This window comes from Marinobacter sp. es.042 (assembly GCF_900188315.1).
Classification (GTDB): Bacteria; Pseudomonadota; Gammaproteobacteria; order Pseudomonadales; family Oleiphilaceae; genus Marinobacter.
This window is the reverse complement of record NZ_LT897781.1, coordinates 2,897,402-2,916,894: the sequence shown is the minus strand read 5'-3', so window position 1 is coordinate 2,916,894 and position 19,493 is coordinate 2,897,402. Positions and strand designations below refer to the sequence as shown.

The 19,493-nt window shown below is 59.4% G+C and carries 18 protein-coding genes; 15 read left to right on the top strand and 3 right to left on the bottom strand.

Annotation, left to right across the window (positions count from 1 at the left end):
- The 4 genes from CFB02_RS13630 (at position 1) to CFB02_RS13615 (ending at position 4,947) form a co-directional block, all read left to right on the top strand.
- Positions 1-1,515, top strand: coding sequence for a diguanylate cyclase (locus CFB02_RS13630; RefSeq protein WP_088558418.1), 1,515 nt, complete (start codon positions 1-3; stop codon positions 1,513-1,515).
- Positions 1,516-1,597: 82 nt separating this feature from the next.
- Entirely contained in the window at positions 1,598-2,464 is an 867-nt protein-coding gene (locus tag CFB02_RS13625; protein WP_088558417.1) for an MBL fold metallo-hydrolase, read from the top strand.
- 8 nt (positions 2,465-2,472) lie between these two features.
- Positions 2,473-4,206: a SulP family inorganic anion transporter gene (locus CFB02_RS13620; protein ID WP_088558416.1), complete on the top strand. Its 1,734-nt coding sequence runs from the start codon at positions 2,473-2,475 to the stop codon at positions 4,204-4,206.
- Positions 4,207-4,287: 81 nt separating this feature from the next.
- Positions 4,288-4,947, top strand: a complete 660-nt coding sequence (locus CFB02_RS13615) for an energy-coupling factor ABC transporter permease (protein ID WP_088558415.1) — start codon at positions 4,288-4,290, stop codon at positions 4,945-4,947.
- 25 nt (positions 4,948-4,972) lie between these two features.
- Here the strand turns inward: CFB02_RS13615 and CFB02_RS13610 are convergent, their stop codons facing one another.
- From CFB02_RS13610 to CFB02_RS13600, 3 genes are all read right to left on the bottom strand, one after another.
- Positions 4,973-7,105: a GGDEF and EAL domain-containing protein gene (locus CFB02_RS13610; protein WP_088558414.1), complete on the bottom strand. Its 2,133-nt coding sequence runs from the start codon at positions 7,103-7,105 to the stop codon at positions 4,973-4,975.
- Positions 7,106-7,273: 168 nt separating this feature from the next.
- Complete coding sequence (locus CFB02_RS13605) at positions 7,274-7,804, bottom strand: response regulator transcription factor (protein WP_088558413.1); 531 nt, start codon at positions 7,802-7,804, stop codon at positions 7,274-7,276.
- A complete protein-coding gene (locus CFB02_RS13600; RefSeq protein WP_088558412.1) occupies positions 7,801-9,072 on the bottom strand; it encodes a sensor histidine kinase in 1,272 nt (423 codons plus the stop codon). Before CFB02_RS13600 ends, CFB02_RS13605 begins: the two co-directional genes overlap by 4 nt.
- 138 nt (positions 9,073-9,210) lie before the next feature.
- Between CFB02_RS13600 and CFB02_RS13595 the strand changes: the two genes are divergently transcribed.
- The 11 genes from CFB02_RS13595 (at position 9,211) to CFB02_RS13545 (ending at position 19,493) form a co-directional block, all read left to right on the top strand.
- Entirely contained in the window at positions 9,211-11,220 is a 2,010-nt protein-coding gene (locus CFB02_RS13595) for a TonB-dependent receptor domain-containing protein (protein WP_227519217.1), read from the top strand.
- A gap of 259 nt (positions 11,221-11,479) precedes the next feature.
- On the top strand, positions 11,480-12,928 hold the full coding sequence (locus CFB02_RS13590; RefSeq protein WP_088558411.1) for a YfcC family protein: 1,449 nt from the start codon (positions 11,480-11,482) through the stop codon (positions 12,926-12,928).
- A 36-nt stretch (positions 12,929-12,964) separates the two neighbouring features.
- Positions 12,965-14,194, top strand: coding sequence for an arginine deiminase (locus CFB02_RS13585; RefSeq protein ID WP_088558410.1), 1,230 nt, complete (start codon positions 12,965-12,967; stop codon positions 14,192-14,194).
- Between the two features lie 18 nt (positions 14,195-14,212).
- The gene (locus tag CFB02_RS13580) at positions 14,213-15,214 is read left to right on the top strand and encodes an ornithine carbamoyltransferase (protein WP_088558409.1); all 1,002 of its coding nucleotides are present in this window, start codon (positions 14,213-14,215) and stop codon (positions 15,212-15,214) included.
- Between the two features lies 1 nt (position 15,215).
- Entirely contained in the window at positions 15,216-16,124 is a 909-nt protein-coding gene (arcC, locus tag CFB02_RS13575) for a carbamate kinase (RefSeq protein WP_088558408.1), read from the top strand.
- A gap of 12 nt (positions 16,125-16,136) precedes the next feature.
- Positions 16,137-17,528: a F0F1 ATP synthase subunit beta gene (gene atpD, locus CFB02_RS13570; RefSeq protein WP_088558407.1), complete on the top strand. Its 1,392-nt coding sequence runs from the start codon at positions 16,137-16,139 to the stop codon at positions 17,526-17,528.
- Positions 17,525-17,935, top strand: coding sequence for an ATPase (locus CFB02_RS13565; protein ID WP_088558406.1), 411 nt, complete (start codon positions 17,525-17,527; stop codon positions 17,933-17,935). Before atpD ends, CFB02_RS13565 begins: the two co-directional genes overlap by 4 nt.
- Complete coding sequence (locus tag CFB02_RS13560) at positions 17,932-18,237, top strand: AtpZ/AtpI family protein (RefSeq protein WP_014579107.1); 306 nt, start codon at positions 17,932-17,934, stop codon at positions 18,235-18,237. Before CFB02_RS13565 ends, CFB02_RS13560 begins: the two co-directional genes overlap by 4 nt.
- The gene (locus CFB02_RS13555; RefSeq protein WP_088558405.1) at positions 18,227-18,520 is read left to right on the top strand and encodes an ATP synthase subunit I; all 294 of its coding nucleotides are present in this window, start codon (positions 18,227-18,229) and stop codon (positions 18,518-18,520) included. The genes CFB02_RS13560 and CFB02_RS13555 overlap by 11 nt, the downstream gene beginning before the upstream one ends.
- Positions 18,520-19,209, top strand: coding sequence for a F0F1 ATP synthase subunit A (locus CFB02_RS13550; protein WP_014579109.1), 690 nt, complete (start codon positions 18,520-18,522; stop codon positions 19,207-19,209). Before CFB02_RS13555 ends, CFB02_RS13550 begins: the two co-directional genes overlap by 1 nt.
- Complete coding sequence (locus CFB02_RS13545; protein WP_014579110.1) at positions 19,206-19,493, top strand: F0F1 ATP synthase subunit C; 288 nt, start codon at positions 19,206-19,208, stop codon at positions 19,491-19,493. Before CFB02_RS13550 ends, CFB02_RS13545 begins: the two co-directional genes overlap by 4 nt.

Sequence of the window (19,493 nt, the reverse complement as noted above, 5' to 3'; positions counted from 1 at the left end):
ATGGCAACAGGATCCAGTAACGGGCAGCAAAACGATATGTCTGCCCGATTCTTCCAGAAGCTGGCCTCAGGGGTGCCGGGGGTCTTGTTCATTTATTGGCTTAGTGCCGATAAAGAGTCGCATAGGTACCCTTTTGTCAGTGATCAGGTTCAGACACTGTTTGGTATCGACCCTGCGGTTCTGAATGAAAATGCCGATGCCGTATTTTCATTGATCCACCCCGACGATGCCGATGTGATCATTGAGAGTATCGTGGAATCCGCGCTTAAGCTGGCCTCCTGGCGTTACCGGGGTCGACTCAGATTGCGAAATGGTGAGTATGAATGGTTCGAGGTGCAGTCCGAACCGGAACGCCAGTCCGATGGCAGTACGATCTGGTACGGCCAGTTTCACAACATTCAGCATTACAAGAACCTCGAGCAGAGCCTGCGCGAGAGCGAGGCCGAATTTTCCTTCCAGGCCGGCTTCCAGCGCCTGATTGCCCGCCTTTCGACCGAATTCATCAACCTGGGCTTTGGCACTATTGATCAGTGCATTGATGAGCTTCTGAGATCCATCGGACTGTTTTTCCAGGTAGACCGGGCCTACCTGTACTGCTTTACCGACGATTACGCCGTAATGACCAATACCCATGAATGGTCCAGGGACGGTGTCCCTGCCCTGATTGAGACCCAGCAGGAGGTATCGATCGAGGATTTCCACTGGTGGCAGGAGCAAATCGAGGGGATGATCAGTGGCAGTCGGGTAGTGTTTATTGAAGATGTCGACCGTCTCCCCCGGGAAGCCGCACCCGAGAGGGCTCTGCTTCAGGAACAGGGCGTGTCTTCCATGTTCTGTGTGCCTATCCGGGTGCGCGGACGGGTCACCGGGTTTTTCGGCGTTGACTCCCTGCGTCGACGAAGCTGGCGTCTGGACCAGGCCGATCTGTTGATCATAGTCTCGGGCCTCTTGTCGGGTACCCTGGAGCGCAATCGGCTGGAAGAGGAGCTGCTTAACCAGTCCATTCGTGATCCGCTGACCGGCCTGCACAATCGTCGCTACCTGATGCCCAGGCTGGATGAGATGCTGGGCCGGAGTAACCGTCGGGGAGAACGTTTCGCCCTGGCGATTTTCGACATCGATCACTTCAAGAAGATCAATGATTCCATCGGACACCTCGGGGGCGATTATATCCTCCAGCGCTTTGCTGACATCCTGGTGAGCCAGACCCGCTCCATGGATGTGGTTGCCCGTTTCGGTGGCGAAGAGTTCATTGTCGTTTTCAGCGCCTTGGAACACGGGGACGTGAGGCAACTTGTGCAGCGAATTCTCGAAGCTGTGCACGAGGAAAGGTTTGTGTTCAACGACGAGGACATTCCGGTGACCGTCAGTGCGGGTGTGGCCGGGATCGAAGAGTTCGTTGACCAGCCAGCCACTCCCGATGCCTTGATCGCCGGGGCGGATGACCGGCTTTATCTGGCCAAGCAGGCGGGGCGGGACTGCCTTGTTGATGTATCAGGAACATTGCGCATATAAAAAAAGATCATTTCACCTCATATTACCAAATAGTATATCCTTAGATTGAAATTGACATTTGGATCCTTCAGAGGTGACTGCCATGAGCAACCCGATCGTTCAGCATTTTTTTGATGAACCCACCAATACCTTCAGCTATGTGGTGCGCGACCCGGACAGCCAGGCCTGCGCCATTCTCGATTCGGTCCTGGATTTTGATTACGCCGCTGGCACCACCGACGTGCGTTCGGCAGACGAGATTATCGAGTACATCCGCAGCAACGATCTGAAGGTCGAGTGGATTCTGGAGACCCACGTACACGCGGATCACTTGTCGGCCGCGCCTTACCTGCATGAGAAGCTGGGCGGCAAGACCGGCATTGGTGCGCACATTCGGGACGTACAGGAAATATTTGGCAAGGCGTTTAACGCCGGCACCGAATTCCAGCGCGACGGCAGCCAGTTTGATCAGTTGTTCAAAGAGGGCGACACATTCGCCATCGGTGGTCTTGAGGGGCGTGTATTGCATACCCCGGGGCACACTCCGGCCTGTCTGACCTATGTGGTCGGCGATGCCGCCTTCGTGGGTGACACGCTGTTTATGCCGGATTTCGGCACCGCCCGCTGTGATTTCCCGGGTGGCGATGCCCGCATCCTGTACCAGTCTATCCAGAAGGTACTGTCTCTGCCCGCGGAAACCCGGATCTTCCTGTGCCACGATTACAAGGCGCCCGGCCGTGATGAATATCAGCATATGACCACGGTGGCAGAGCAGCGGGAAGCGAACATTCATGTCCATGAAGGCGTTTCCGAGGAAGAGTTCGTGAAAATGCGGACCGAACGGGATGCGACCCTGGATATGCCGCGGCTGATTCTGCCTTCGGTTCAGGTCAACATGCGGGCAGGCCATATGCCGCCGGCTGAAGACAATGGTCAGGTTTACCTGAAAGTACCGGTTAACCTGTTCTGAGATTCCCGATGAATCTTAAACGCTATCTGCCCATTCTGGATTGGGCCTCCAAATATGGCCGGGATCAGGCCACCAGTGATCTGGTGGCCGCGATCATCGTTACCGTCATGCTCATCCCCCAGTCGCTGGCCTATGCCTTGCTGGCCGGGTTGCCTGCCCAGGTGGGTCTGTACGCCAGTATCCTGCCCCTGGTGATTTACGCTGTCTTCGGCACCAGCCGAACACTGTCGGTGGGGCCGGTTGCTGTGGCTTCCCTGATGACTGCAGCGGCCCTGGCGCCTCTTGCGGAGTCCGGTACACCGGAATACGTGGCCGGTGCCGTTTTGCTGGCGGTCATGTCTGGGTTGATGCTGACCCTGATGGGTGTCCTCAGACTGGGTTTTCTGGCGAATTTTCTCAGCCATCCGGTGATTTCCGGCTTTATCACGGCCTCCGGGATTGTGATTGCCGCCAGTCAGTTGAAGCATATCTTCGGAATTGAGGCCTCGGGCCACAACCTGCTGGAGATCGGTCACTCTCTTTTGGGATCCATCGGTGACACCAACCTGGCAACGGTGGGGGTTGGTGCCGGTGCGCTGGTTTTCCTGATGCTTGCCCGCAAACGCCTGAAGCCGCTTCTGATGGCAATGGGGTTGGCCCCGAGAATGGCGGATATTCTTACCAAAACCGCACCGATTCTGGCGGTTCTGGTCACCACCCTGGTGGCCTGGCAGTTCCAGCTTGATGGCCAGGGTGTGCGTCTGGTTGGAGATGTGCCCCGGGGACTGCCCGATTTCACCATGCCCAGCCTGGATATGGAGTTGTGGCAACAGCTGGCGGTCAGCGCGTTGCTGATCAGCGTCGTGGGTTTCGTGGAGTCGGTGTCTGTTGGCCAGACCCTGGCCGCGAAACGTCGCCAGCGTATCGATCCGGACCAGGAGCTGATTGGCCTGGGTACTGCCAACCTGGGCGCCGGTTTTTCCGGCGGCATGCCGGTCACCGGTGGCTTCTCCCGTTCCGTGGTCAACTTTGACGCCGGGGCCGAGACTCCCGCCGCCGGCGCCTATGCGGCGGTGGGTATCGCCATGGCCACGTTATTCCTGACGCCAGCCATTGCCTATTTGCCCCAGGCGACGCTGGCAGCGACCATCATCGTCGCCGTGGCCACGCTGATCGACCTTCCGGCCCTGGGACGCACCTGGCGCTACTCCCGCACGGACTTTGGCGCCATGCTCGCCACCATCGTGCTGACTCTGGTGCACAGTGTCGAGGCCGGCATTATCGCCGGGGTGGCGCTTTCAATAGGCCTGTTCCTGTATCGAACCAGTCGCCCACACAGCGCGGTGGTTGGTCGCGTACCGGGAACCGAGCACTTCCGCAACGTGCTCCGCCATAATGTGGAGCTTTGCCCGAAGGTAACCTTCCTGCGGGTGGACGAGAGCCTGTACTTCGCCAACGCACGCTTCCTTGAGGAAACGGTTATGGACCTGATGATACGGGAGCCGGAGCTTAAGGATCTTGTGCTGATGTGTCCGGCCGTGAATCTGGTAGACGCCTCGGCCCTCGAAAGTCTGGAGGCGATCAACGAGCGTATGAAGGATGCAGGAGTGAGGTTGCATCTGGCGGAAGTGAAAGGTCCTGTCATGGACAAACTGAAAGGCACGGAACTGCTTTCCCATCTGGGTGGCGAGGTTTTCCTCAGCACCTTTGAAGCCTGGCAGCGCCTCACCGACCTTGGCAAGCAAGAGAGACGGGTCGCCTGATCTGTCTGGGCTCGCTTGCACCGGGGGTGGGGCGAGCCGCTAAGATGTCATACCCGACCCCGTTACTGCGGTACGTTCACTATGGGCATGACTGAAAATCTGCTATCCACCAGCCAGTGGATCATCACGCTGCTGCTTTTTATGGTAATTCTTGTCCGTGCGGTGCGCTCCATTGACTGGACGGCCTTACGCAAGGACAACGCGCTCCAGCACTCGTTCTTCGGCGCGGCCGTGGTACTCGGATTCGTCTGGCAGCTGAGGGCAGGCATTTCTCCCGGCCTGGCCATCCACATTTTCGGGATCACAGTGATAACGCTGATGCTGGGGTGGGCGCTTGCGGTGCTGGCGGGATTGCTGGCGCTGGTGATCACAGTCATTACCGGACGAGAACCCCTGATCATGTTTGCGGCCAACGGGCTAATCACGGTGATGGTGCCTGCCATTGTCAGCCACGGCATCATGCTCTGGGAGCGCCGTCGGGATTTCCGGAATTTCTTCGCCTATATCTTCTTTTGCGGGTTCTTTGGCGCGGGCATCTCTGTCGCCGCCGCCGGTCTTGTCATGTGCCTGATGCTATGGACCAGCGGCGTCTATGCGTTCGACCAATTGGTGCATGAATACATCCGTTACCTGCCGTTGTTCATGATTCCGGAGGGGTTTGTTAACGGCGCCTTCGTCACCGGTCTGATGGTGTTTCACCCGGATCGGCTGACAACACTGAATCAGCGGCGTTACCGATAACGCCGCACTGGCCTGGACACCTCTCTCAGACACCTTGGCCGCTGACAACGGCCGGATCGAGCATGTCTCCGGTTGTTCCGGATTGCGCCTTTGCCCGCCATTGCCTGGCCCAAGCCAGTACTTCACCCGCTGGCATCGGGCGGGCGATGCCGTAACCCTGCACGAAATTGCATCCCATCTGCCGCAGCGTCCGGGCGTGTTCCATGGTTTCCACGCCTTCGGCCAGAACCGGGTGGGCGAACCGCTGGGCCAGGAAAATCACACTCTCCACGATGGCGTGGTCGCCGGCATCCTCAAGCATGTTGCGAACAAAACTCTGGTCGATCTTGATGATGTCCACCGGAAGCGTACGCAGGTACGTCAGGGACGAGAAACCGGTGCCAAAATCGTCCAGCGCCACCTGAAGCCCGAGGCTCTGGCAGCGCGCCAGAACATTGCTGGCCCGCTGGGTGTCCTCCAGTGCAGTCGATTCAAGAACCTCCAGCGTGATCTGGCCGGGTGCCACCTCCGGGTGGCTGTGCAGGTAACTCTCCAGGTAGTCGGCAAATGAGCGGTCCATCAGGTGCGGAGCGCTAATGTTAATGCTGATCGCCAGATTCTCTCCCGCTCCCTTCCAGGCGTTCATCTGGTGAATCGCTTCTTTCAGAACCCACTGTCCCAGTGGCACTTCCAGGTGACTGTTCTCGACAATCGGTAGAAACTCGCCAGGCGAGACCAGTCCTTTCTGGGGGTGATTCCAGCGGATCAGCGCCTCAAAACCGAAAAGCTCGCAATCCGTGACACGGATCTGGGGCTGGAAAAACAGCTCGAATTCCTCGTTTTCCAGGGCCCTGGAGATTTCCATCAACTGATTGCGCCGGTTCCGGCGATGCTCGTCCAGGCCGGGATCGAACAAGTGATACTGATTGCGGCCTTTTTCCTTGGCGGAGTACATGGCCTGATCGGCATGCCGAATCAGACCTTCGGCGTCTGATCCATCTTCCGGGTAGCGGGTAATACCGAGGCTTGCCGTGAGTGAAACATTCTGATCGCCCACCGTTACCGGATCGCCGACGGTGGCTAGAATGCGCTGGTAAACCGCTTCGTGGTTGTCATCGCCCTGCAGCAGTAGGACAAATTCGTCGCCACCGATCCGGGCAACGGTGTCGCCGCTGCGCAGCGCACGGGTCAGTCGCTCGGCCAGGGTGCGCAGGGTCTGGTCACCCGCCGACTGCCCCCATTTGTCATTGATACCCTTGAAGCCGTCGAGGTCCAGATAGCACACCGACACGCTGCGATGTTGCCGGTCGGCATGGCTGCGGGCTTTGCGCAGTCGCTCTTCCAGCAGCTGGCGGTTGGGCAGGCCGGTCAGGTCGTCATAGTTGGCCGCCCGGTCGAGTTCGCGCGCATGGTTCTTGAGCGCGGTGATGTCCGAGAAGGCCGCCACATGGTAATACTGCCCGGGTTCTTCCAGATGCACGCGGCTGATGGATAGCAGTTCCACGAACTCTTCACCGTTTTTCCGACGGTTCCAGATTTCGCCCCGCCAGTGGTCGGTTTTCTCGATGGTGCGCCACATGGACCGGTAGTATTCCCCGGAATGTCGGCCAGAGCTCAGAATCGCCGGGTTCAGACCCAGAACCTCCTGCCGGCTATAGCCCGTAATCCGCGAAAACGCGGGATTCACATCCAGGATCCGGTTCGACCGGTCGGTGATCATGATGGCTTCGTGGCTGCGATCAAACACACTGGCTGCGATGCGCAGTCCCCTTTCGCCGTGCTTCCTGTCGGAGATATTCGTCTGAATGGCAATATAACCGGGGGCAACGCCCTGCTCTGTACCTATCGGAACGCAATAGGTGTGCACCCAGTAGGGCTCTCCGGCTCTGGTGTAGTGAAGAATGTCCTCTTCAATGATTTCGGCCCGGTGCAGCTTCTGGTTAATGCGCTTGATGGTTTCGGGGTCGGTGTCCGGCCCGTAAAGCACTTCCTTTGGGAGGCATCCACGCACCTCCTCAAGCTGATACCCCGTGTGTTCCTCAAAGCTGGGGTTGACCCATTCAATGCGGCCGGCATCATCCAGCATCACCAGAAAATTGGGCGTAACCGCCGCAACCATGGCCAGGCGTTTGGGGTCGATGTCTGAGGGTGGTGTAATCGTCGTGGGGGATCTGGGCATGAGAGTCAGTAACGTGTACTCCGGTGTGTAAATTTGCGAACTCTCCTCCCTGTGAGACCTGTCGCAAATGTCAGGGCATGCTACCGGAATAGCTCTGGAAAACCATGGGTAAATGGTCTACGTGAATTGATGAATGTCAGTTTTGCGCCAAATACCTATGGGTATAGGTCAGCGCCAGCGCGAGTGCTTCTGGAGCTTTCGTTGCAGTGTACGTCGATGCATGTTCAGGGCGCGGGCGGTGGCAGAGACGTTGCCCTCGTTTTCGTTGAGAACCCGCTGGATGTGCTCCCACTCCATTTCCTCGACCGAGGGCGGCTCCGCCCGGAGATCCGGCGGTGCATCAATCGGCTCGAATCCGGCCAACAGCTGGTTGACCGTTACCGGTTTGCACAGATAGTTCACCGCGCCACGGCGCATGGCTTCGACCGCCGTAGCGATACTGCCGTAACCGGTGAGCACTAGGATTTCCAGATCCGGATGCATGTCCAGAAGCTCTGGCAGAAGCTGCAGGCCGCTTTCGCCGGCCAGGTTCAGATCCAGTACGCACCGGTGAAATGTTTCGTTCAGCAGAGCGTTTTTTGCCTCCTGATGCCCGTGGGCAAGCTGGGCCTCGATGCCCTGGCGCCCCAGTGAGCGTTGAAGCACCTGCAGAAAGGCGTCATCGTCATCAATAAGCAGCCACGTTCGTTGTTTGCTCACGCAGGGTCTCCCGATAGGCCGTTGGTCGCTGCCGCGATCGGCAACTCGATGATGATGGTGGTACCTTCCGCACTGCCCCGGGCCTTCAGGGTGCCTCCAAGACGCTGGATGGTGGCGTTGGAAAGGAAAAGGCCAACTCCGAGCCCATTCTCCGAACTGACCACCTTGTCCCCGAGCGTACCTTCCGGAGTGGATTCCAGGCCATCACCATGGTCCTCGACAACCAGTTCCAGCCGGCCATCGGCACCTTCACTGGCGGCAACGGCGACCCAGGCCGGACTGGCTGTTACTGCGTTGGCCAGCACATTCAGAACGGCCTGATCAAGGGTGGCGTCCACGGCAACCGGGCAGTCCGGCACAGGCTGACGCCATTCAATGGCGGCACCCGGCCAAAGCAGGGTAGCGGATTCCCGAAGACGTGCAACCCAGTCCCGGGCTGGCAGGGTTTCCAGCTGCGCGGTCTTGGCTTGCACGGCCGCCGAAGACAGCTGTTGCAGGTGGGTTGTGCAAAGGCCCAGTTGACTCTCCATCAGTGCGAGGTCGTCGGCGATGGGGTCGCCGACCGGGGCAGCGGATTTCATTTCCTCCACCAGCAGCGTCATGGTGTTCAGCGGCGTCCCCAGGCGATGTGCCACTGCAGCAGCCGACAGTCCAAGGGCGATGATCTGTTCATCTCGCAGCCGGGTTTCCCGTATCTGTGCGAGCTGGGCCTGTTGCTGGCGCAGGCGACGTGCCAGGGCACCGACAACCAGCAGCAGGATGGCAGCGGTTGTGGCGAAGGTCACCCACATGCCGACCAGGTGTAACTGGGCCAGGTTGGCGTTGTGATGTCCATGGGTGACCGGCGTATGCCAGATCACCAGGGAGGTATAAACCGCAACGCCGGCGACGGTGACGGCAATGCTCTGGCCCCGTGGCACCAGCACAATGGCAACGGCGATAGGCAACAGCAACAGAGAAACCAGGGGGTTGGTATAGCCGCCCGTCAGGTAAAGCCAGACTCCGATCAAAAGCAAATCGACAATCAGCACCAGGCTGAGGGCCTGTGTCGAGCGCGGTGGGCGACGGGTAAACCAGAGCCAGGCCAGGGTTGCCATAACCCCGTAGGCGAGGGGCAGGATAACCGCTTCGGCCCGATGGGCCAGAGTTACCATGGTTTCCGCCACGGCGATCGAAATCAGCTGCAGCGCAACAATAGTCAAACGCATGCCCAGCAGATAGCGGGCAGTCTGTTGAAATCCGGTCTGTGAGTGGGTCAGCCATTCCATAGCGGGCATTCTAGCGTTTTTTCCCATCGGGATACGCGGTAATACCTCCGAAGGGATGCGGCATTTGGTCTCAGGCGCCGGCGCCGGCTGATGTTTATGATTGGCGCAAACTATTAGAGCTGGTCAGGATGAGGTTGTATGGCGACGGTAATTGGAACGCGTTTCATCGGATTGTGTGCTGCGGGATTGGTTTCTTTGCCCGCCGGAGTGTTGGCCCAGGAGAGTTCTCCTGACTTGCCGGTCATTCATGTTACTGAGGGCCAGAGCATTGAAGAAGCCTCGAGCACGTTGGCTTCAGAGCCCGTTGAACGTTTGTCCTCTGATCCGTCGGTGTCGCTCTCCCGAATGGGTGGTCGGGGGCTGGAACCGGTGATTCGTGGTCAAAGCCAGGAGCGGGTGGATGTGCTTCTGGACGGTATCCGCGTTGAAGGGGCCTGCCCGAATCGCATGGATCCCCCAACCAGTCGCCTGAGTTCGGCACTGGCGCCCTTGCTCGAGGTGCGCACCAGTAACCAGACCCTTCGCTGGGGCCCGATCACCGGTGGCCAGATCATTGCCACCACAGCAGCGCCTGTCTTCGATGATTCCGTTACCACAGGTCATTTGACGGTGGGCGGCGCGGACAACGGCAATGGCAAGCTGGTCAATGGCAGTGCCGCAGTGGGGAGTGACAGTGCCTGGCTTCGGCTCGCAGGTGGTTACGACGAGTCGGACGACTACGAGGACGGCGATGGCAACGAAGTGCGCAGCGCCTACAAGAACTCCGAGGCCCGCCTCGATGCCGCGTGGAAGGCGGATAACGGGTTCTTTATCAAAGGCCTGGTAAGCCGTCAGGAGGAGCGGGACGTGAAATACGCCGGCTCCGGCATGGATGCGCCGAAAACCGATACCGACATCATGCGACTGGAGCTAGGCTCGCCCGTGGCCAACGGCAACTGGAACCTGCTGGCCTGGCAGGCCGATGTTGATCACATCATGGATAATTTCAGTCTCCGTGAGTCCATGATGAAAATGCTGACCGATTCCGAGACCGAAACCCGGGGCTTGCGTCTGACCCTGGATCAGAGTCCGGATGCCAGAACAGACTGGGCGATTGGTGCGGATGTCGAGACCAATAACTGGGACGCCGACCGGTTTGGCGGCGCGAATCTGGATGTACTGACGTCGGTGCTCTGGCCTGACGTGGATCGCGACCGTTTCGGCCTCTTCGCTGAGCGCTTCTACCGGGTAACCCCGGCGTTAAAACTGGGTGGTGGCGTGCGCTACGATCGCGTGGAAATGTCCGCTGGGGCCGCCGACAAGGTGTTTGGTAGTGGCATGATGGCCATGTCTGCCGCCGATGCCTACGAGGCGATCTACGGCACCACCAATACCGATGCGACCGATGACAACTTCAGTGGCTTTGTGAGCAGCGATTGGCGGTTTTCTCCCATCCAGTCGCTGGTGGTTACGGCAAGTCATAGCGTCCGCAGCCCGGGCGTGACTGAACGCTACATTGCCAGCTGGAACAACATGGATCCGGCAAGGCGCTGGGTAGGCAACCCTTCGCTCGACCCTGAGACGCATCGCAAGCTGGAAGTGGCGATGCCCGGCCAGAGCAACGGCTGGCACTGGCGCCCGGCCGTGTGGGTGGATCAGGTGGATGACTTTGTCCTGCGCACTCGCAACGTGGATCAGGTCAGCGTTTACCGCAATATCGATGCGCGGCTGATGGGTGTTGAGGCTCAGCTTGGGTGGAGCAACGGCACCTGGAGCACCAACAGCAGTCTGGCCTCGGTACGAGGTGAAAACCGTGACGAAAACAAACCCCTGCCGCAGATTCCGCCGGTGCAGTTTATTCAGACCCTTGGCTGGCAGCACATGGGCCATGGCATTGAACTGGAGTGGGTGCTGGCCCGCCGTCAGGACCGGGTGGACCTGGAATCCGGCCAGGATCCCGGCACCTCGCCAGGCTACGGCGTGCTGAACCTTTCAGGCAGCCACCCGCTCGCCGACTATCTGAGCATCAGTTGGGCAGTGGATAACCTGTTCGACAATACCTGGGCGCCCCACGTTAGCAGGGCCAATACTGATCCATTCAACCCTGAAGCCGTAAGAGTTAATGAACCTGGCCGGACCCTGCGTGCCGCACTGACAGCCAGGTGGTAAGACTTTGCATGGCGGTTACCCGTTTCTCATAGCCGGCGGGTGACATTCTTGCCCCGGGTGGAACCAACTCGTCCACCCGGGGTTTTTTTATGGTTGATTAAAAATTGCGCTACCTCAAATCTGGATCTCACTTCATGAACTATGCTGTAGCCATGCAGATCTGAGCCAGTGGTGAGCAACCGCTGAGGAGGTGCTCAGCCCCCTGAGGTTCTCGGAAAGAACCTGTCTGCACCATGCGATTCAGGAAAGGAGACGCATCGTGACTGAAGACGAAAAATTGCCAGAAAACCCTGAAACCGACCTTGCTTCCCGATTCCCCACCGCCTACACCATTCTTTTCGGCCTGATTATTTTGGTTGCCGCGCTGACCTGGCTTATTCCGGCCGGGCAGTACGAGCGCGCCATGAATGAAGAGGTTGGTCGGGAAGTGGCAGTTCCGGGCACCTACCAGACCGTTGATCCGAATCCCCAGGGCTTCGTTGATGTCCTGATGGCACCCACAGCCGGGTTCTACGACCCCGACAGTTACGTTGCCAATGCCATCGATGTCGCCATGTTTATACTGTTCCTGGGTGGTTTCCTCGGTGTGATGAATGCGACCGGGGCCATCGATACCGGCATTCGCAGCGCGATGCGGCATCTGAAAGGCCATGAGATCTGGATGATTCCGATACTGATGGTGCTCTTCGCGATCGGTGGCACGACCTATGGGATGGCAGAGGAGACCCTGGCCTTTTACGCCATTCTGATTCCCGTGATACTTGCGGCCGGCTACGACGCCGTTACAGGCGTTGCCATCATCCTGATCGGAGCCGGGATCGGCGTATTGGGCTCAACCATCAACCCGTTCGCCACGGTGATTGCAGCCAATGCTGCTGGAATACCGTTCACCGACGGCATCGTGCTGCGTTTCATTCTGCTGATCGGCGGCCTGTTGATCTGTATCGGCTACGTTATGCGATATGCCCATCGCGTAAAAACCGACCCCTCGCGCTCGGTGGTGGCAAAGCAATGGGCAGCGCACAAGAAACTGTTTCTGCAGGGAGGTGACGAGGAGATTCACAGTGCCACCCTGACGACAACCCAGATTATTGCCCTGGTGATCTTTGCCCTGACCTTTGCCGTGATGATCTGGGGGGTGTCATCCCAGGGCTGGTGGATGGCCCGGATGGGCTCCCTGTTCTTTGGTGCAGCCATTGTGATCGGCATCATTGCACGACTGGGTGAAAAGAAACTCACCGGCAGTTTTGTCGATGGAGCACGGGATCTTCTGGGCGTTGCCCTGGTGGTCGGCCTTGCCCGCGGCATTGTGGTGATCATGGAACAGGGCATGATCGCCGATACCATCCTGCACAGCGCCGAAACCTCGCTGGGTGGCCTGCCGGAACTGGCCTTTATCAACCTGATGTTCTGGATCGAGGTGGGCATGAGTTTCTTCGTGCCGTCGTCCTCCGGCCTGGCCGTCCTGTCCATGCCGATCCTTGCGCCGCTGGCGGATTTTGCCAACGTCGGGCGGGATCTGGTGGTAACCGCCTACCAGTCTGCCAATGGCCTGGTGAACCTGATCAACCCAACCTTCGCGGTTGTGGTTGGCGGGCTTGCCATAGGGCGTGTGTCCTACGATCGCTGGCTCGCATTTATCTGGCCCTTGCTGCTTATTCTGACTGTGTTTATCACGGTGATCATCAGCGTCGGTACACTCTTGTGAACCCCGCTGTGAGCCTTCGACAAAAGGAGTTTTGTCATGCCTGAACAAACACTTGGAGTGCACTCCGAAACCGGGACCCTACGTCAGGTCATCATCTGTCGGCCGGGGCTGGCTCACCGGCGGTTGACGCCGTCCAACTGCGATGCCCTGTTGTTCGATGATGTCTTCTGGGTCAAGCAGGCCCAGAAAGATCATGACCTGTTTGCCAGCGTGATGCGTGGTCGGGGCGTGGAGGTTCTGGACGTTAACGAGTTGCTGGCGGAAACGCTGGCTATTCCTGAGGGTCGGGGCTGGATTCTCGATCACCGGATCAACTGGAACCACATTGGCGTGGGCATGGTGTCAGATCTGCGGGCCTGGATGGATGAGCTGCCCGAAAAGGCTCTCGCCGAATTCCTGATTGGCGGCCTGGAGGTTGGGGATCTGCCATTTGATCCCGTCGGTCTGTTCGGCAACCATCTGGGACGTTTCGGATTCGTGTTGCCCCCGCTGCCCAACTTCCTGTTCACCCGGGATAACAGTGCCTGGGTGTATGGTGGAGTCACCCTGAACCCCATGTACTGGGTTGCCCGTAAGCCCGAAACCCTACTGATGGCAGCTATCTACCGGTTCCACCCGAAATTCGCCGGCAAGGTGAACGTGCATTGGGGCGATCCTCTGGAAGACCATGGCCTGGCCACCCTTGAGGGTGGGGACATCATGCCGCTGGGGAACAGAACGGTTCTGGTAGGCATGGGCGAGCGATCTTCTCCCCAGGCGATCGGGCAACTATCAAAAGCACTCTTTGATGGCGGGATGGTGGATCGGGTGATTGCCTGCCAGCTGCCCAAAACCCGGTCGGCCATGCACCTGGATACCGTGTTTACCTTCTGTGGGGGCAACGTGGTCACCGCCTTCAAGGAAGTGGCCGATGCCGTGATCTGCTACGACTTGCGCCCCGGTGAGGGAGCAAAAACACTGGCCTTCAGTCAGGATTCCCGACACCTGTTCGAGGTGGTTGCGGAAATCCTCGGCTACCCGGCCCTGGAAGTTGTAGCAACGGGTGGCGATACCCCGGAAGAACGTGAGCGCGAGCAGTGGAACGACGGCAACAATGTGCTGGCCCTGAGCCCGGGGGTGGTTGTTGGTTATGACCGCAATGATGACACCAACGCGGCGCTTTCGGCGGCGGGCATCGAAGTTCTGGCAATACCCGGCGCCGAGCTGGGCCGTGGCCGGGGCGGCGGTCGGTGCATGAGTTGCCCGACCATCCGGGACGCTATCTGACAGCCAGGGAGAAACGCTATGGCATTCAATCTCAAGAACCGACACTTCCTTACCCTGCGGGATTTCAGCCCCAGGGAAATCGCTTTTTTGCTGAAGCTGGCTGCGGATCTGAAGACGGCCAAGTACGCGGGCACCGAAGTGCCCAAGCTCGAAGGCAAGGACATCGCACTGATCTTCGAGAAAAACTCCACGCGAACCCGGGTCGGGTTTGAGGTCGCCGCCTTCGATCAGGGCGCGCGGGTAACCTACCTCGGGCCGACCGGAACTCACATCGGCCACAAGGAATCGGTGAAAGACACCGCCCGGGTGCTTGGCCGGGTCTACGATGCCATCGAGTACCGTGGGTTTGGACAAGCCGTTGTGGAAGAGCTGGCACAATACGCTGGCGTGCCGGTCTACAACGGGCTCACTAACGAGTTCCATCCCACCCAGATACTGGCGGATTTCCTGACCATGCAGGAGCATGTGGAAAAGCCGCTGCGGGAGGTGGCCTACGTGTTCATCGGTGATGCCGCCAACAATATGGGCGACAGCCTGCTGATCGGCGGCGCCAAGATGGGTATGGACGTGCGCTTGTGCGCACCAAAGGCCTGCTGGCCGGCGCAGGCCGTGCAGGACGAAGCCCGGGCGCTGGCGGCGGAAACCGGAGCTCGCATCACCATTACCGATGACGTCGACACCGCCGTGGCCGGGGTCGATTTCGTGTATACCGATGTCTGGGTCTCGATGGGTGAGCCGAAGGAAAAGTGGGCCGAGCGCATCAAATTGCTGATGCCTTACCAGGTCAACGCGGCCCTGATGGCCAAAACCGGCAATCCACGGGCTCGGTTCATGCACTGTCTGCCGGCCTTTCACAACACCGAAACCGTGGTGGGAAAGGAGATTCAGGAGACCTATGGCATTGACGCCATGGAGGTGACTGAAGAGGTCTTCGAAAGCCCCGCTTCGATTGTTTTCGATCAGGCCGAGAACCGCATGCACACCATCAAGGCCGTCCTCGTGGCGACCCTGGGAGGCTGACATGCTGGTTGTGGCAGCGTTGGGTGGTAATGCCCTCCTGAAACGCGGGGAGCCGCTCACTGCGGAGGTCCAGCGCAACAATGTGCAGATTGCGGCCCGATCGCTGGCAGCGGTTGTCCGGGCCGGCCACGATCTTGTGGTCACCCATGGTAATGGGCCACAGGTGGGGTTGCTGGCTTTGCAGGGCGCCTCCTATAAACCGGATGAGGCCTACCCGTTGGATGTCCTGGGTGCGGAAACCGAGGGCATGATCGGCTATATGATCGAACAGGAGCTGGAGAACGCTCTGGAACATGACCGGCCGGTCGCAACCCTGCTGACCCAGGTGGTGGTGGATCCGAAGGACCCGGCTTTTGAAAAGCCGACCAAGTTTGTGGGGCCGGTCTATGACCGCGAAGAGGCAGAGCGTCGTGCGGCCGTTGCGGGCTGGAGTATTGCGCCGGACGGTGACAAGTGGCGCCGGGTGGTGCCTTCTCCGAAGCCCCTGGAAATACCGGACATGCGCGTACTGAAGTTACTGCTCGATCAGAGCGTGGTCGTGGTGTGTGCCGGGGGTGGAGGAATACCCGTGCTGCGCAGGGACGACGGCAGCATGGTCGGCATTGAGGCGGTCATCGACAAGGACGCCGCCAGTGCGTTGCTGGCCCGGCAGCTGGGGGCGGATGCGCTGCTCCTGTTAACAGATGTTGAGGCCGTCTACCGGGATTTCGGTACTGACCAGTCGACGGCGCTTTCCGAACTGACAGTGGTCGAGGCGAGGGCACTGGATATGCCCGCCGGATCCATGGGCCCCAAACTGCAGGCTGCATGCGATTTCGCCGAGGCCGGCGGGATCAGCGGCATCGGGCGCCTCCAGGATGCCGTGGCTATACTCGAAGGATCGGCGGGCACTCGAGTGTCGGCCAAATAAAAGGCATTTGTCATGAGCCACAACGAGTCTCGGGATACCTTGCAGGATGCCGGTAAAGGTACCGTGGTGGCCATTCGTGGTGGTGTGGTGAGCGTCAGGTTTCCGGAGCCGGTACCCCAGATTCGCGAGCTTCTCTATGCCGGCAAGATTGCGCTTGAGGTGGCCGCGCTTGAAGACCGGGGTGTGGTTCGCTGCATGGCACTGGCTCCGGTTAAGGGGCTCGGCCTGGGGATGCCGGTTCGGGCAACCGGTTCTCCGATCACGGTGCCGGTGGGTGATGCCATTCTGGGTCGGATGCTGAACGTGTTTGGTGCGCCGGTCGACAACCAGCCTGTACCGGCTACCCAGGAACGCCGTGCTATCCATCAGCTCCCGCCCCTGCTGGAAGATCGTGTGGTTCGAAGCCAGATTCTGGAAACCGGCATCAAGGCGATTGATCTGTTATCCCCTATCGAACGCGGTGGCAAAACCGGTCTATTCGGAGGTGCCGGCGTCGGCAAAACGGTGCTGATTACCGAACTGATCAACAACACCGTACAGCAGCACAAGGGCGTCAGCCTGTTTTGCGGCATTGGCGAGCGCTCCCGGGAAGCGGAGGAGCTTTATCGGGAAATGGGTGAGGCTGGCGTGCTCGAGAACACCGTCATGCTCTTCGGGCAGATGAATGAGGTTCCGGGGGTCCGGTTTCTGATTGGCAAGACCGCGCTGACCATGGCGGAGTATTTCCGCGATGAACAGCATCGGGATGTGCTTTTGCTGATCGACAACATTTTCCGTTTTGTCCAGGCGGGCTCGGAAGTTTCCGGGCTGCTCGGGCGTATGCCTTCCAGGGTTGGCTATCAGCCCACCCTGGCGACCGAGTTGGCCGAGCTGGAGGAACGAATCACCTCCACCCACAGTGCCGCGATTACCTCGGTTCAGGCGGTGTATGTGCCAGCGGACGACTTCACGGACCCTGCCGCCGCCCATATCTTCTCGCACTTGTCCGGCTCTGTGGTGCTGTCCCGCAAACGGGCCAGTGAGGGGCTTTACCCGGCGATTGATCCCCTGGCGTCTTCATCGGTCATGCTCACACCGTCGGTGGTCGGCCAACGGCATTACGACATTGCGCGGGCGGTGCGAAGAACCCTGGCCGAGTACGAAGAGTTGCGGGACATCATTGCCATGCTGGGCATCGAGGAACTCTCGGCGGCTGACCGAACCACCGTAGCCCGTGCCCGCCGGCTGGAGCGCTTCCTGACCCAGCCGTTTTTTACCACCGCCGCGTTTACCGGTGCCGAAGGCAAGCGGGTGACCATTGCCGAGACCCTCGATGGTTGTGAAGCGATTCTGGAGCAGACCGAATTCGATCGGGATGAGAGTGAGTACTACATGATTGGCGCTTTGCCAGAGGTGGTCGCATGACGCTGGCTGAAGCAATGGACGTCACTATCCGGCTGCCGACCCGAATGCTCTTTGAGGGCAGGGCCCGCAAGCTGTTCGCGGTGGCCGAAAATGGGGCCTTCGGAATGCTGCCCAATCACATCGATTTTGTCACCTCGTTGGTGCCGTCGGTGCTGATTCTGACCCTGGAGGACGGCCATGAGCAAATCTTCGGTATCGACGAGGGCATTCTTGTGAAACAGGGGCACAAGGTGGATGTTGCGATCCGGCGCGGCGCTCCGGGCACGGATCTGGCGACCCTGCAGGAGAGTGTTCGCAAGAACTTTATTGAGGTGGATGAAGACGAACGAGTGGCCCGGTCAGCCCTGTCCAGGCTGGAGGCTGGCATGGTCAGGCGGTTCGCAGACCTGCAGCGGCCCAAGCCATGACTCAGAAGCGCAGAACGCCGGAAGATGAGATCGGGCGCCGGGCCCGGCGCCTGAAAAAAGCCCGGGAAAACCCCGGGGCAAGCCCGCTGCGCGGTCTGGGTGCCTTCGGGATGATCGGCTGGTCGATTGCTGTCCCGACTGTTGGCGGCGCGTTTCTCGGGCTTTGGCTGGATCGCACCATGCCCCAGGATTTCCCATGGGTGCTTGCGCTGATTCTGGGTGGCGTCACTCTGGGCGGTTTCATCGCCTGGGCGTGGATCGGAAGAGAAAGCAGGGAAGAGGAGGATGGTCATGATGATTGACTGGGCGAGTATGCTTTGGGGCTTCGGGGCCGGCCTCGCCGTGAGCCTTGTTTACTTTGCGGGCCTCGCAGCGAGTGTGCGTTTTGCCCTGGGCGCATCACGGCCAGTGGCGGTGCTTTTGCCCAGTGCCGCAGTCCGAATTGCCCTGCTGTTGGGTGTCGGGTGGCTGGTTACAGCGGGGGCGACCCAGGTCTGGGCGTTCGTGGGCTACGGTGCCGCGTTTTTCATGGTGCGTTACCTGGCCACTCTTCTTGCGCGAATACCGCATCCGGAGAAAGTCTGATGGAACTGACGCCCGATGAAGCAACGCTCTTTACAATCTGGGGCCTGGATATCAGCGAGACAATCGGCTTCACCTGGATCGTTATGATCCTGCTGACCGTCACGTCCATTCTGATTACCCGGAATCTGCGCCCGGATGTGCCTCCGAACCGCTGGCGCACGACCCTGGAAGTCATTGTGACGGCCATCCAGAGCCAGATCGAGGACATCTCCCCGCGGGCCTCTCGACATGTGCTCTACTTCTCCGGAACCCTGTTTTTGTTCATCGCCTTTTCAAACCTTCTGCTCGTTGTGCCGGGCTTCACACCACCGACGGCCTCGCTGTCGACCACCGCAGCGCTGGCGCTGTCGGTGCTGATTGCGGTGCCACTGTTCGGCATTACCCGGCAAGGCATCGGCGGTTATCTGAAGACCTATATAGAACCCTCCGTGGTGATGCTGCCGTTCAATATCATCAGCGAATTCTCGCGCGGCATATCCCTGGCCATCCGGCTATACGGCAACGTTATGAGCGGTGCGGTGATCGCTGGCATCCTGCTGGGTGTGGCGCCGTTCTTTTTCCCTGTGGTGATGGACATGCTCGGACTGCTCACGGGCCTGATTCAGGCCTATATATTCGCCATCCTGGCGACGGTTTATATCTCATCGGCGACAGCGACAAAGCCTTTGAAGAAGGAGAAAGATAAATGACAGATCTCGCACTCATTGCCATGGTGTCCATCCTGACCGCCGGGCTGACTGTGTCCTTTGGTGCTCTGGGCCCGGCGCTTGGGGAGGGGCGGGCGGCCGCTGCGGCGCTTTCTGCCATCGCGCAGCAGCCGGATTCCGCCTCTACCCTGTCGCGGACCCTGTTCGTTAGCCTGGCCATGATCGAGTCCACGGCCATCTACTGTTTTGTCGTGGCGATGATTGTCCTGTTTGCAAATCCGTTCTGGGATCAGGCGCTGCAGGCTGCCCAGTCGGCGGCAGGTTGA